This is a genomic window from Pseudomonas retamae (assembly GCF_043496865.1).
Lineage (GTDB): Bacteria > Pseudomonadota > Gammaproteobacteria > Pseudomonadales > Pseudomonadaceae > Aquipseudomonas > Aquipseudomonas retamae.
Genome location: NZ_JBIEIL010000010.1, coordinates 125,707 through 140,876 on the forward strand (window position 1 = coordinate 125,707; position 15,170 = coordinate 140,876).

A 15,170-nucleotide genomic window follows, 5' to 3' on the forward strand; every position below is an offset into this window, starting at 1 on the left:
ATGAATGCTGAAGACTCCTTGAAACTTGCTCGCCGGTTTATCGGGTTGCCCCTGGAAAAGCGCCAGATGTTCCTCGCGGCCCTGCACAAGGAGGGCGTCGATTTCGCCCGGTTCCCGATTCCCGCCGGCATCGAGGCCGAGGACCGTCAGGCATTGTCCTACGCGCAACGGCGCATGTGGTTTCTCTGGCAGCTCGATCCGCAAAGCGGCGCCTATAACCTGCCCGGCGCGGTGCGCCTGAGCGGTCGGTTGAATCTGCTCGCGCTGGAGCAGGCGTTTGCCAGTCTGCTCGAGCGCCACGAAACCCTGCGCACGGTGTTCCAGCGTCAGGCTGACGACAGCTTGCTGCAAGTACCAGCCACTGCGCCTTTGCTGATCAAGCACGAGGATTTCAGCGCGTTGCCGACCAGCGAACGGGAGCAGGCCGTGGTCAGTGCCGCCGAACAGCAATCGCTGTTGCCGTTCGATCTGGCGGTCGGCCCGCTGCTGCGCGTGACCCTGCTCAAGCTCGCCGAGCAGGAACACGTGCTACTGCTGACCCTGCACCACATTGTCTCCGATGGCTGGTCGATGAACGTGCTGATCGACGAGTTCATCCGTTGCTATGACGCGTTCGACGCCGGTCTCGCGCCGCAACTGGCCGCGTTGCCGATCCAGTACAGCGACTACGCCCTGTGGCAGCGGCGCTGGCTGGAGGCGGGCGAGCAGGCGCGGCAACTCGAGTACTGGCAGGCGCAACTGGGCGACGAGCATCCGGTGCTGGAGCTGCCGCTGGACCATTCGCGCCCGGCGATGCCGAGCTATCGCGGTACGCGCTACGAATTCGCCATCGATGAAGTCTTGGCCGGGCAGCTGCGCCATACCGCCCAGCAGCATCAGGTCACCTTGTTCATGCTGTTGCTCGCGGCGTTCAACGCCTTGCTGCACCGTTACACCGGGCAGAACGATATCCGCGTCGGCGTGCCGATTGCCAACCGCAACCGGGGCGAAACCGAAGGGCTGATCGGCTTCTTCGTCAACACCCAGGTGCTGCGCACGCAACTGGAGGGGCAGACGCGGGTTGACGCTCTGTTGCGCGCGGTCAAGGAAACGGCGCTCGGCGCTCAGGCCCATCAGGATCTGCCGTTCGAGCAACTGGTCGAAGCACTGAAACTGGAACGCAGCCTCAGCCACACGCCGCTGTTTCAGGTGATGTACAACCACCAGCCGCAGGTGGCCGATATCGCCAGCCTCAGCACCGCCTCGGGCCTGGTGCTCGACAGCCTCGACTGGCAGAGTCGCACCACTCAGTTTGACCTGACGCTGGACACCTACGAGCAGGGGGGCAAGCTGCATGCCGCATTGACCTACGCCAGCGATCTGTTCGAGGCACCGACCATCGAGCGCATGGCGCAGCACTGGTTGCGCCTGCTTGCGGCGATGGTCGCCGATCCGTCGCAACGCATCGGCGAATTGCCGCTGCTCGACGCCGACGAGCAACACACTCTGGTACATGAGTGGAACAGTGTTCACGCGGACTACCCGAGCAGCACGCCGATTCATCAACTGATCGAAGCGCAGGTTGCGCGCACACCGGATGCGCCGGCGCTGTTGTTCGCCGAACAGTCGCTGAGCTACGCCGAGCTGGATGCCCGGGCCAACCGTCTGGCGCATCTGCTGCGCCAACACGGTGTGCGCGCCGACAGTCTGGTCGGCGTCTGCGCGTTGCGGTCGGTGGAGATGGTCGTCGCGCTGCTGGCAGTCCTCAAGTCCGGCGGCGCTTACGTACCGCTCGATCCGGAATACCCGCAGGAACGCTTGGCCTACATGATCGAGGACAGCTGCATCACTTTGCTGTTGACTCAGGCTGCGCTGCGCTCAGCGCTGCCGACCGATGCGGTGCAGGTGATCACGCTGGACCAGCCCGATCTGCTCGAAGGCTATAGCGACCAGCGTCCCGACGTCAGTGTCGATCCGTTGAACCTGGCGTACGTGATTTACACCTCGGGCTCCACCGGTAAACCGAAAGGCGCCGGCAACAGCCACGCAGCGCTGGTAAACCGCTTGTGCTGGATGCAGGAGGCCTACGGGCTGGAGGCCAGCGATGCGGTGTTGCAGAAAACCCCGTTCAGTTTCGACGTCTCGGTCTGGGAATTCTTCTGGCCGTTGCTGACCGGTGCGCGGCTGGTGGTCGCCGCGCCGGGCGCGCACCGCGATCCTTTGCAACTGATCGACACCATCAACCACTACGGCATCAGCACGCTGCACTTCGTGCCGTCGATGTTGCAGGCGTTCATTCACGAGCCCGGCGTGGCAAGCTGCGTCGGCCTCAAACGCATCGTTTGCAGCGGTGAAGCACTGCCGCTGGACGCGCAAGTGCAAGTCTTCACCAAGCTGCCAGCTACCGGTCTCTACAACCTCTACGGCCCCACCGAAGCGGCCATCGACGTGACCCACTGGACGTGCGTCGATGAGGGCGCCGACAGCGTGCCGATCGGTCGGCCGATCGCCAACCTGCGCACCCACGTGCTCGACGCCGAATTGCTGCCGGTGCCCAGTGGTGTGGCCGGCGAGCTGTACCTGGGCGGCGCCGGGCTGGCGCGCAGTTATCACCAGCGCCCGGGGCTGACCGCCGAGCGTTTCGTGCCGTGCCCGTTCCATCCCGGCGCGCGCCTGTATCGCACCGGCGACCGGGTGCGCCAGCGTGGCGATGGGGTGATCGAATACCTCGGTCGTCTCGACCATCAGGTCAAGCTGCGCGGCTTGCGCATCGAACTGGGCGAAATCGAAACCCGCCTGATGCAGCACCCGCTGGTGCGCGAAGCGGTAGTGCTGGTGCCAGACAGCAAACAGCTGGTCGCCTGGCTGGTGCTGGAAAATCCGCAACCGGCCGCCGACTGGCAGCAAGACGTCAAAGCCTGGTTGCTCGGTAGTCTGCCCGAGTTCATGGTGCCAACCTGCCTGATCACGCTGGAGAAATTGCCGGTCACCGCCAACGGCAAACTTGATCGCAAGGCCTTGCCGCCAGCGGATGCCGCGCCACAGCAAGCGTTCGTCGCACCGCAGGATGCGCTGCAAAAAGCCCTCGCGGCGATCTGGGAAGACGTGCTCGGCCGTGAGCGCGTGGGCCTGGAAGACAACTTCTTCGAACTGGGCGGCGATTCGATCATCTCGATTCAAGTGGTCAGTCGCGCGCGACAGGCCGGCATTCGCCTCAGCCCGCGTGATCTGTTCCAGTACCAGACCGTGCGCAGCCTGGCGCGGGTGGCAAGTCTCGATCAACAGACCAGCGTGGATCAGGCTGCTGTAACCGGCGCCGCAGTGCTCGGGCCGATCCAGCAGCATTTTTTCAGCCAGGCGATGCCGGTGCGTGAACACTGGAATCAGTCGCTGCTGCTGACCCCGCGCCAAACCATGAACGCGCGGTGGCTCGACGGGGCGCTGACGCAACTGATCAATCATCACGACGCCTTGCGCCTGCGTTTTATCGCAGCCGCTGAAGGCTGGCAGCAAAGCCATGGTCCGCTGATCGACAGTGCTGAGCTGTGGGTGCGCGATGCTCAATCCGCCGAAGAATTGCAGACGCTGTGCAACCAGGCCCAGCGCAGCCTCGATCTGCAACAAGGGCCGTTGCTGCGCGCAGTGCTGGTGAACATGGCGGACGGTAGCCAGCGTCTGGCGCTGATCATTCATCACTTGGTCGTCGACGGGGTTTCCTGGCGCCTACTGCTGGAAGATCTGCAGCAGGCGTACGAGCAACGGGCGGCCGGTGGCGGCATTCAGTTGCCGGCGAAAACCCACGCGTTCCAGAGTTGGACCGCGCGCCTTGCTGGCGAGGCTTCGCGTTTCGATGAGCAACTGGCTTACTGGAAAGCCCAGCATCAGGACGCTCGGGATCTGCCGTGCGACCGCCCGCAGGGCAGTCTGGAAAATCGCCACGGCGAGAAAATCGAATGGCGCCTCGACGCCGAGCGCACCCGCCAGTTGCTGCAACAGGCGCCGGCGGCGTATCGCACTCAGGTCAATGATCTGTTGCTCACGGCGCTGGCATGCACCGTCAGCCGCTGGAGCCAGCAGCCGGGCACGCTGATCGAACTGGAAGGGCATGGCCGCGAAGACCTGTTCGATGACATCGACCTGAACCGCACCGTCGGTTGGTTGACCAGTCTGTTCGCGGTCAAGCTGACGGCGGCCGAAGACCTCGACGCTTCGATCAAAATGATCAAGGAGCAACTGCGCGCGGTGCCGAACAAAGGTCTGGGCTACGGCGTGCTGCGTTATCTGGCGGCGCCAGCGGTGCGCGCCGAACTGGCCGGGCTGGCGCCACCGCGCATCACGTTCAACTACCTCGGCCAGTTTGATCGCCAGTTCGACGAGGCGGCGCTGTTCGTGCCGTCCGCCGAAACCAGCGGCGTCGCCCAGGATCCGGCGGCACCGCTCGCCAACTGGCTGACCGTGGAAGGTCAGGTCTACGGCGGTGAACTGTCGATGAGCTGGGGCTTCAGTCGTGAGATGTTCGACAGTGCAACGGTGCAGGCGCTGGTCGATCAGTACGCCATCGAGCTGCACGCGCTGATCGAGCATTGCTGTGCATTGCCCGTTGCGCAGGCGACGCCATCGGACTTCCCGCTGGCGCGCATCAGCCAGGCGCAACTCGATGCGCTGCCGCTGCCGGCAGGTCAGCTTGACGATGTTTATCCGCTGTCGCCGATGCAGCAGGGCTTGCTGTTCCACACGTTGTACGAACAGGCGGCGGGTGAGTACATCAACCAGTTGCGTGTCGATGTGCAAGGCCTCGACCCCGAGCGCTTCCGTGCCGCGTGGCAGGCCACGGTCGATGCGCAGGATATTTTGCGCAGTGGTTTTGTCTGGCAGGGCGAGTTGGCGCAGCCGCTGCAGGTCGTTCACAAAAAGATGCAATTGCCCTTCACCACGCTCGACTGGCGCGACCGCGACGATCAACCGACGGCGCTCGCGACACTGGCCGATGCCGAGCGGCAACAGGGATTTGATCTGACGCATGCGCCACTGTTGCGACTGCTGCTGGTACAGACGGGTGCCGAGCAATGGCATTTGATTTACACCCATCATCACATTCTGATGGACGGCTGGAGCAATGCGCAGCTGCTCGGCGAGGTGTTGCAGCGCTACAGCGGTCGCGCGCCGGTAAACAATGGCGGGCGTTATCGCGATTACATCGCCTGGCTAAAGCGCCAGGACGGCCAGTTGAGCGAGGCCTTCTGGACCGAGCAACTGGCTGCGCTGCACGAGCCGACCCGACTGGCGCGCGCGGCCACTGTTGGCGAGCAGCACAGCGGTCATGGCGATCTTTACCTGACCCTGGACGCGCAACGCACGCAACGTCTTGAAGCGTTCGCCCGTCAGCAGAAAGTCACCGTCAACACGCTGGTGCAAGCCGCGTGGCTGCTGTTGTTGCAACGCTACACCGGCCTTGACGCAGTGGCGTTCGGGGCGACGGTGGCCGGGCGTCCGGCCGAGTTGCCGGGCATCGAGCAACAGGTCGGTCTGTTCATCAATACCTTGCCGGTGGTCGGCGCGCCGCGTCCGGATCAAAGTGTTGGCGACTGGCTGCAAGCGGTACAGGCGCAGAACCTCAGCCTGCGCGATTTCGAGCACACGCCGCTGGCGGACATCCAGCGCTGGGCCGGGCAGGGCGGCGAAGCGCTGTTCGACAACATTCTGGTGTTCGAAAACTACCCGATTGCCCAGGCGCTGAGTCAGGCCGGGCAGGGTCTGCAGTTCGGCGAGGTCGGCAACCTTGAGCAGACCCACTATGCGCTGAGCGTCGCCGTCACCCTCGGCGAGCAACTGGCGCTGCACTACAGCTTCGACCGCGGCCAGTTCGCTCGCGAGGTGATCGAAGGCATCAGTGCGCATCTGCTGCAACTACTCGAACAATTCGCGCTGTCAGCGACGCGTAACCTCGGTGAAATCGCCCTCGCGGATGCTCACGAACAGGCTCGTCAGCAAGCCGAAAACCAGCCGCAGCCGTACCCGCTGAATATCAGTGTGCATCAGCGCATCGCCGCACTGGCCGCCGAGCGTCCGCAGCGCACAGCGGTGATCTTCAATGGGCGGCATTTCAGCTACGGCGAAATTGAGCAGCACGCCAATCAACTGGCCCATGCGCTGATCGCCCGAGGCGTCGGTGCGGAAACCCGCGTCGGCGTGGCCTTGCCGCGCAGTGAGGCGGTGATTGTTGCACTGCTGGCGGTGCTCAAGGCGGGCGGCGCCTATGTGCCGCTGGATACCAGCTACCCGCGTGAGCGTCTGGCCTACCTGATCGAGGATTCCGGGCTGGCGCTACTGATCAGCGATTCGTCGGTGTCGGCGCAACTGCCAGTCGCCGCAGCGGTGCCGCTGCTGGAGCTGGATCGTCTGGAGGTGAGCGAATGGCCGGTCGCTGCACCGCAGGTGCAACTTGATCCTGACAATCTTGCCTATGTGATTTACACCTCCGGTTCCACCGGCAATCCGAAAGGCGTCAGCGTCGCCCACGGTCCGTTGGCGATGCATTGTCAGGCCATCGGTCAGCGCTATGAAATGCGCGACAGCGACTGCGAATTCCACTTCATGTCGTTTGCCTTCGACGGCGCCCACGAGCGCTGGCTGACCAGCCTGACCCACGGCGCCTCGCTGCTGATTCGCGACGACACCTTGTGGACGCCGGAGCAGACCTACAACGCGATGATTGAGCACGGTGTGACCGTGGTGGCATTCCCGCCGGTGTATCTGCAGCAACTGGCCGAGCACGCCGAGCGCGTTGGCCAACCGCCGAAAGTGCGGATTTACTGCTTCGGCGGCGATGCCGTACCGAGCGCCAGTTTCGAGCGAGTGAAGCGGGCGCTGGATCCGGATTACATCATCAACGGTTACGGCCCGACCGAAACCGTGGTCACGCCGCTGATCTGGAAGGCCGGCCGCGAAGAACCGTGCGGCGCGGCGTACGCGCCGATCGGCAGCCGTATCGGCGACCGCAGCGCCTATGTCCTCGACGCTGCGCTGAACCTGCTGCCGCAAGGCATGGCTGGTGAGTTGTACCTCGGTGGCAGCGGTCTGGCGCGCGGTTACCTGAACCGTCCGGGGTTGACCGCCGAACGCTTTGTTGCTGACCCGTTCAGCACCACCGGTGGCTTGCTCTATCGCACCGGGGATCTGGTGCGTCAGCGCGCCGACGGTACGTTCGACTATCTCGATCGCATCGACAATCAGGTGAAAATTCGCGGTTTCCGCATCGAACTCGGCGAGGTCGAAGCCGCCCTGCAAGCCCTTGCCGGCGTGCGCGAAGCGGTAGTGGTGGCGCAGGAAGGCACTGCCGGCAGCGGCAAGCGTCTGGTGGCGCACGTGGTCAGTGATTCGAACCGTGCCGATTTCACTGACGCGCTGCGCGCGCAACTCGAGGCCAGTCTGCCCGCACACATGGTTCCGGCGTACGTTTTGCGTCTTGAGCGCCTGCCGCTGACCCCGAATGGCAAACTCGATCGCAAGAACCTGCCGAAGCCGGATATCAGCCAACTGCAACAGGCTTATGTGGCGCCGCAAACCGCGCTGGAGCAGCAACTGGCTTCGATCTGGCAGGACGTGCTCAAGCTTGAGCAGGTCGGCATCAGCGACAATTTCTTCGAGCTGGGCGGCGACTCGATCATCTCGATTCAAGTGGTCAGCCGCGCGCGGCAGGCCGGGATACGCTTCACCCCCAAAGATCTGTTTCAGCACCAGACCGTTGCCGCGCTGGCCATGGTTGCGCAGACCGGTGAAGCGCTGCGCCTGATCGATCAGCAAGCGGTGACTGGCAACAGCGCGCTGCTGCCGATTCACCAGGCATTCTTCGCCGAGGCGATTCCCGAGCGGCATCACTGGAACCAGTCGGTGATGCTCAAACCGACGCAGACGCTGGACGCGCAGGTCCTGGAGCAAGCGCTGGATGCGCTGGTCGTGCATCACGACAGCTTGCGTCTGCAATTTGTCGAGCAGGCTGACGGCTGGGCCGCGCATTACCGCGACATCGCCACGCAGGGGGGCAAAACCGTTCTCTGGCAGGTTGAGGTCGCTGACCTGGAAGCTTTGCAAGCGCTGAGCGAAAAGGCGCAGCGCAGTCTGCAACTCAGTGGCGGTTCGCTGATCCGCGCGGTGCTGGCAAACCTGGCTGACGGTACGCAACGGCTGTTGCTGATCGTTCATCATTTGGTCGTCGATGGCGTGTCGTGGCGGATCCTGTTCGAAGACCTGCAAAACGCTTATCGGCAGATCAGCGCCGGTCAGGCTGTGCTGCTCCCGGCCAAGACCAGCGCGGTCAAGCACTGGGCAACGGCGTTGCAGGACTACGCTGCCAGCCCTGCCTTGCAAGCCGAACCGGGCTTCTGGCAGCAGCAGTTGCACGGCGCCTCGGCGGCGTTGCCGTACGACCGTCCGGACGGTGGGCAACGACACGATCAGGCGCTGACTATCCGCAGCAAACTGGACAGGGCCCTGACTCGCCAGCTGTTGCAGGACGCACCCCAGGCCTATCGCACGCAGGTCAACGACCTGCTGCTGACCGCGCTGGCGCGGGTGCTGGTGCGCTGGACCGGTGCCGACAGGGCGCTGGTGCTGCTTGAGGGCCACGGTCGCGAAGACCTGTTCGAGCACATCGACCTGACCCGCAGCGTCGGCTGGTTCACCAGCGTCTACCCGGCCTGCCTGACGCCAGCCGTCGAGCTGGGCGCCTCGCTCAAGCAAATCAAAGAACAATTGCGGGCGATTCCGCACAAGGGCATCGGCTTCGGCGCGCTGGCGTACCTGGGCGATGAACAGGCACGCCAGACCCTGCAAGCCTTGCCAGTACCGTGCCTGACCTTCAACTATCTGGGCCAGTTCGACGGCAGTTTCGCTGAGGCCGATCAGGCCTTGTTCGTACCGACCGGCGAATTCGCCGGTACCGAAGTCAACCTGCAAGGCCCGCTGGGCAATGCGCTGGCGCTGAACGGCAAGGTTTTCGGCGGTGAGCTGGACCTGAGCTGGACTTTCAGCAGCGGCCTGTTCGACGCGGCGACCATTCAGCGTGTGGCCGATGATTATCATCAGGAACTGACGGCCCTGATCGGCCATTGCTGCGCCAGCGGCAACCGTGGCGTGACGCCGTCGGACTTCCCGCTGGCGCAATTGTCGCAAGCGCAGCTCGATGGCTTGGTGCTGGCGCCGCAGAGCATCGATGACATCTACCCGTTGTCGCCGATGCAGCAGGGCATGCTGTTCCACACCCTGCTCGAACACGGCAATGGCGACTACATCAACCAGATGCGCCTCGACGTCGACGGTGTCGACCCTCAGCGTTTCCGCGCGGCCTGGCAGGCGGCGGTGGATGCCCATGACATTTTGCGCAGTGGCTTCTTCTGGCAGGGCGATCTGCCGCAACCGTTGCAAGTGGTGCAGCGTCAGGTCGAGGTGCCGTTCAGCGTCATTGACTGGCGCGACAAGAGCGACCTCAATGCAGCGTTGCAGACCCTCGCCGACGAAGAGCGCGCGCTGGGCCTGGACCTGAACAGTGCGCCGTTGTTGCGTCTGGTGCTGGTGCGCACGGCGACTGATCGGCATCACCTGATCTATACCAATCACCACATCCTGATGGACGGCTGGAGCAGCGCGCAGTTGCTTGGCGAAGTCCTGCAGCACTACCGCGGCGAAGCGGTCGCGCGGCCAGCGGGGCGCTATCGTGATTACATCGGCTGGTTGCAGCGTCAGGACGCGGCAGCGGCCGAAAATTACTGGCTGGCAACGTTGCGCGAACTGCACGAGCCGACACGTCTGGCCCAGGCCATCGCGCGGCCGAACGACGCTTTACCGAGCGTCGGTTACGGCGATCATTATCAGGTGCTGGACGCCGACCTGACCCGGCGCCTGAGCGACTTTGCCCGGGCGGCGAAAGTCACCGTCAACACGGTGGTGCAAGCGGCGTGGCTGTTGCTGTTGCAGCGTTACACCGGCAAAGCCTGCGTGGCGTTCGGCGCCACCGTGGCCGGGCGGCCGGCCGATGTGCCGGGCGTCGAGGCGCAGATCGGTCTGTTCATCAACACTTTGCCGGTGGTCGCCGCGCCGCACGCGCAGCAGAGTCTGGTCGAATGGCTGCAAGCTGTGCAGGGGCAAAATCTCGCCTCGCGCGAATTCGAACACACGCCGCTGGCCGACATTCAGCGTTGGGCCGGGCAGGGCGGCGATGCGCTGTTCGACAGCCTGATGGTGTTCGAGAACTACCCGATCGCCGAGGCGCTGGAACGTGGCGCGCCGCAAGGCCTGCGCTTTGGTGCGGTGGTCAATCAGGAGCAGACCAACTATCCGTTGACCCTGCTGGTGAGCCTGGGCGCCCAGCTGTCGGTGCATTTCAGCTATCAGCGTGACTGCTTCGCCCCGGCCAGCGTGGCACAGTTGGGCGCGCATCTGCAGCGTCTGCTGATGCAGATGAGCGAGGCGGGCGAGCGCACGCTTGGCGAGTTGCAACTGATCGAAAACGCTCCGTGCGTTGACACCTCGTTCGTCACTGAACAGTGCGTTCATCAGGCAATTGCTGATCGCGTAGCGGCGACGCCGAATGCGCTGGCGGTGACCTTCAACGATAGACAATTGAGCTATGGCGACCTGGACGCACAGGCCAATCGTCTGGCGCACAAACTGATCGAAATGGGCGTCGGTCCGGAAGTGCGGGTGGGCGTGGCGATGCCGCGTTCCGAGCAATTGCTCATCGCGCTATTGGCAGTGCTCAAGGCTGGTGGCGCCTATGTGCCGCTGGACCCGGACTACCCGGCCGATCGCGTCGCTTATATGCTCGAAGATAGCCGCGCGCGAGTGTTGCTCACCGAGCAAGCGGTTGCCGCGACGTTGAGCGTGCCTGCCTCGACTCAAGTGGTATTGCTGGATCAAGTTAACCTGAGCAGCTACGCAACCGCTGCCCCGCAAACGAACGTAGAGCCCGACAACCTCGCCTATGTGATTTACACCTCCGGATCCACCGGCCAACCAAAAGGCGTGGCGATTGCCCATCGCAATGTCATGGCGCTGATCGACTGGTCGGCCAGGGTCTACAGCCGCGATGATATTCAGGGTGTGCTGGCGTCGACGTCGGTGTGCTTCGATTTGTCGGTGTGGGAGCTGTTTGTGACCCTCGCCAATGGCGGTTCGCTGATCATCGCGCGCAACGCGCTGGAACTGGCGCAACTGCCGGCGCGGGAGCAGGTGCGCCTGATCAATACCGTGCCGTCAGCTATCGCCGCGCTGCAACGTGTCGGGCAGATTCCGCAAAGCGTTCGGATCATCAACCTGGCCGGCGAACCGCTCAAGCAAGGCCTGGTCGACGTGCTGTATCAACAGCCGAACGTCGAACAAGTCTACGACCTGTACGGCCCGTCGGAAGACACCACGTACTCGACCTGGACCCGCCGCGTCACCGGCGGCCAGCCGCGCATCGGTCGCGCGCTGGAGCACAGCGCCAGTCATCTGCTGGACGCCGATCTGCATCGGGTGCCGCAGGGCGTTGCGGCGGAGCTGTACCTGTCCGGCGCTGGCATCACTCGCGGTTATCTTGGCCGCGCGGCGATGACCGCCGAGCGTTTCGTACCCAATCCTTTTGCCGGCACCGGCGAGCGCCTGTACCGCACCGGCGACCTGATTCGCCAGCGCGAAAACGCCGAACTGGAGTACCTGGGGCGTATCGACCATCAAGTGAAAATTCGAGGATTCCGTATCGAACTGGGTGAGATCGAGGCGCGATTGCTCGCTCAAGCCGAGGTTACGCAAGCGGCGGTTCTGGCGGTCGACAGCGATAACGGCGCGCAACTGGTGGCCTACGTGGTCGCTCCGCAACTGGACATGCAGGACGGTCAAGCGCGGCGGCAACTGCGCGACGGACTAAAGACTGGCCTCAAGTCTTCGTTACCTGACTACATGATTCCCGCGCACCTGCTGTTCCTTGAGCAGTTGCCACTGACCCCCAACGGCAAGCTCGACCGCAAGGCCTTGCCGGCGGTGGATGCCAGCCAGATGCAGGCCGCCTGGGTGGCGCCGCAGAGCGAGCTTGAGCAGCAGGTCGCGGCGATCTGGCAGCAAGTGCTCGAGGTTGAACGCATCGGTTTGCACGATCACTTCTTCGAACTGGGCGGGCACTCGCTGCTGGCGGTCAACGTGGTGTCGCGCATGGCCCTTGAACTGGGTCTGACGCTGACCCCGCAACTGTTATTCCAGCACCCCGTCCTGAGCGATTTTGTCGCTCGACTCGATACAGGAGGCGGGGCAATCAACGAACAGAAACTGAGCAAGCTGGAAGCCCTGCTTGACGATATGGAGGAAGTCTGATGGACAAGAGTGTTGCTTTGAGGGTAGCCAAGCGCTTTATCACTCTGCCGCTGGACAAACGCAAGCTGTACCTGGAGAAGATGCTCGAAGAGGGCGTCTCGCCGGCCAATCTGCCGATCCCGGAGACGCGTTCCGGGTTCGCGGCAATTCCTCTGTCGTATGCGCAGGAACGCCAGTTGTTCCTCTGGCAAATGGACCCGCACAGCAGCGCTTATCACATCCCCAGCGCCTTGCGCCTCAAGGGGCAACTGGACGTCGCGGCGCTGCAACGCAGCTTCGATGCCGTGGCGGCGCGCCACGAAAGTTTGCGCACCACCTTCACTGAGCACGGCGACAGCTTTTGCCAGGTGATTCACCCGCAGTTGCCATTGAACATCGCCGTGGCCGCGCTGCCCGCAGGGCTCGATGCAGCCGGCAGCGAGGCGGCGATCAAGGCGTTCGTTGAAAGCGAGACGGCGCGCCCGTTCGATCTGCAACACGGCCCGCTGCTGCGCGTGGCTCTGCTCGAAATTGGCGCAGATGACCATGTGCTGGTGTTGATCCAGCACCACATCATTTCCGATGGCTGGTCGATCAAAGTGCTGGTCAATGAACTGATCCAGCATTACGCCGCCGACACCGGCGGACAGCCGCTGAGCCTGCCGACGCTGGAAGTGCAATACGCCGATTACGCGATCTGGCAGCGACACTGGCTGGAGGCGGGCGAACGCGAGCGGCAACTGGCGTACTGGATCAAGACCCTGGACGGCGAGCAGCCGGTACTTGAACTGCCGATCGACTTCCCGCGTCCGGCCATGCAAAGCCTGCGCGGGGCACGCCTGGAGCTGAACCTGCCGGCGGCACTCGGCGATGCGCTCAAGCAACTGGCGCAGCGCGAAGGCGCGAGCCTGTTCATGGTCTTGCTGGCATCGTTTCAGGCATTGCTGCATCGCTACAGTGGCCAGGCGCAGATTCGCGTTGGCGTGCCGACCGCCAACCGTAACCGCGTCGAGACCGAAGGCCTGATCGGCTTCTTCGTCAACACTCAGGTGTTGCACGCCGAGATCAATGGGCAACTGCCGTTCAACCAGTTGCTGGCTCAGGTCAAGCAAGCGGCGCTGGCGGCGCAGGCGCACCAGGACCTGCCGTTCGAGCAACTGATCGAAGCCCTGCAACCGCAGCGCAGCCTGAGCCACAGCCCGCTGTTCCAGGTGATGTTCAACCACCAGACCAGCCGTGACTCAGGGCGCAGCGCGGCCCAACTGCCGCAATTGAGCGTCGAGGACGTGCAGTGGGAAGGGCGCACCGCGCAGTTCGACCTGACCCTCAATACGTATGAATCCAGCGACGGTTTTGCCGCCGAATTGACCTACGCCACCGATCTGTTCAAGCCTGAAACTGTCGAGCGTCTGGCCCGTCATTGGCAAAACCTGTTGCAAGGCATCGTCACCGCTCCAACGCAACGTGTCGGCGAACTGCCGCTGCTGGAACAGGCCGAGCATGGCGTGCTGCTGCAGGACTGGTTGCGCGTGGCGGATCACAGCGCGCATGGCGACTGCGTGCAGCAGGACTTCGCCTTGCAGGCGCACCAGAATCCGCATGCCACGGCGCTGATCATCGATGATGAAGTGCTGACCTACGGCGAGCTCGATGCCCGCGCCAACCAGCTAGCGCACAAGCTGATCGAGGCCGGCGTGGGACCGGATCGGCTGGTGGGGATTGCGCTTGAGCGCAGTGCCGACATGCTCGTTGGCCTGCTGGCGATCCTCAAGGCCGGCGGTGCCTATGTGCCGCTGGACCCGGCCTACCCACAGGATCGGCTGGCCTACATGATCGAGGACAGCGGCCTGCAATGGCTGCTGACCCAGGCGCATGTGCAGGCGCAGTTGTCGATCCCGGCGGGCGTGCAAACGCTGCTGCTTGATCAGCCAGCAGACTGGCTGGCGACTTACCCACAGACTGCGCCGCAGGTTGCCGTCACTGGCGAACACCTGGCCTATACGATCTACACCTCGGGTTCCACCGGTAAACCCAAAGGCGTGATGGTGCGCCACGCAGCGCTGAGCAATTTTGTCGCGAGCATGATCAAACAGCCGGGGATTGCCGCCGCTGATCGCATGCTGTCGCTGACCACGTTCTCCTTCGATATTTTCGGCCTGGAAATCTACGGTCCGCTGCTGGCTGGTGCCTGCGTGGTACTGACCGGCAAGGATGTGCAGCAGGACCCGTACGCGGTACTCGATCTGATTGAGCGCCACGCCGTCAGCGTGCTGCAAGCCACGCCCTCGACCTGGCGCATGCTGTTCGATCACGAACACGTAGCGATTCTAAAAGGTCGCACGTTCCTCTGTGGCGGTGAAGCGCTGCCGCAGGAACTGGCCACGCGCATGTTGGCGCTGACGCCGAACGTGTGGAACCTGTACGGCCCGACCGAAACCACGATCTGGTCGGCGCAACATGCCCTGAGTGCCGACAACAGCCGACCATTCCTCGGCACGCCGATCGACAATACCGCGTTGTACATCCTCGGCAGTGACCTTGAGCTGAATCCGCTCGGCGCGCCGGGTGAATTGCTGATCGGTGGCGAGGGCCTGGCGCGCGGCTATTTCCAGCGTCCAGACCTGACCGCCGAGCGTTTTGTACCGGACCCGTTTTCCACAACCGGTGCGCGTCTGTACCGCACCGGCGACCTGACCCGTTATCGTGCCGAAGGTGTGATCGAATACATCGGGCGTATCGACCATCAGGTGAAAATTCGCGGTTTCCGTATCGAGCTGGGCGAGATCGAAGCCCGCTTGCTCGCGCTCGACAGCGTGCGCGAAACCGTGGTGATTGCGCAGGACGGCCCGACCGGCGCGCAACTGGTCGGC

At 63.6% G+C, this 15,170-nt stretch carries 2 protein-coding genes (1 of these 2 running past the window's edge); both read left to right on the forward strand.

All coding sequences use genetic code 11. The features are described from left to right. Positions 1 to 12,321, forward strand: coding sequence for a non-ribosomal peptide synthetase (locus ACGSLL_RS19950; protein WP_394507648.1), 12,321 nt, complete (start codon positions 1 to 3; stop codon positions 12,319 to 12,321). Beyond that, a protein-coding gene (locus ACGSLL_RS19955) for a non-ribosomal peptide synthase/polyketide synthase (protein WP_394507649.1) crosses the window boundary here: on the forward strand, positions 12,321 to 15,170 show its 5' portion. 12,138 nt of this gene lie beyond the right edge of the window; the window shows 2,850 of its 14,988 coding nt (coding positions 1-2,850); it begins with the start codon at positions 12,321 to 12,323; its stop codon lies beyond the right edge, outside the window. Before ACGSLL_RS19950 ends, ACGSLL_RS19955 begins: the two co-directional genes overlap by 1 nt.

What these genes read in the sequence shown, in the direction of transcription:
- ACGSLL_RS19950 (WP_394507648.1), top strand. Translation starts at nt 1, where the DNA reads ATGAATGCTGAAGACTCCTTGAAACTTGCTCGCCGGTTTATCGGGTTG.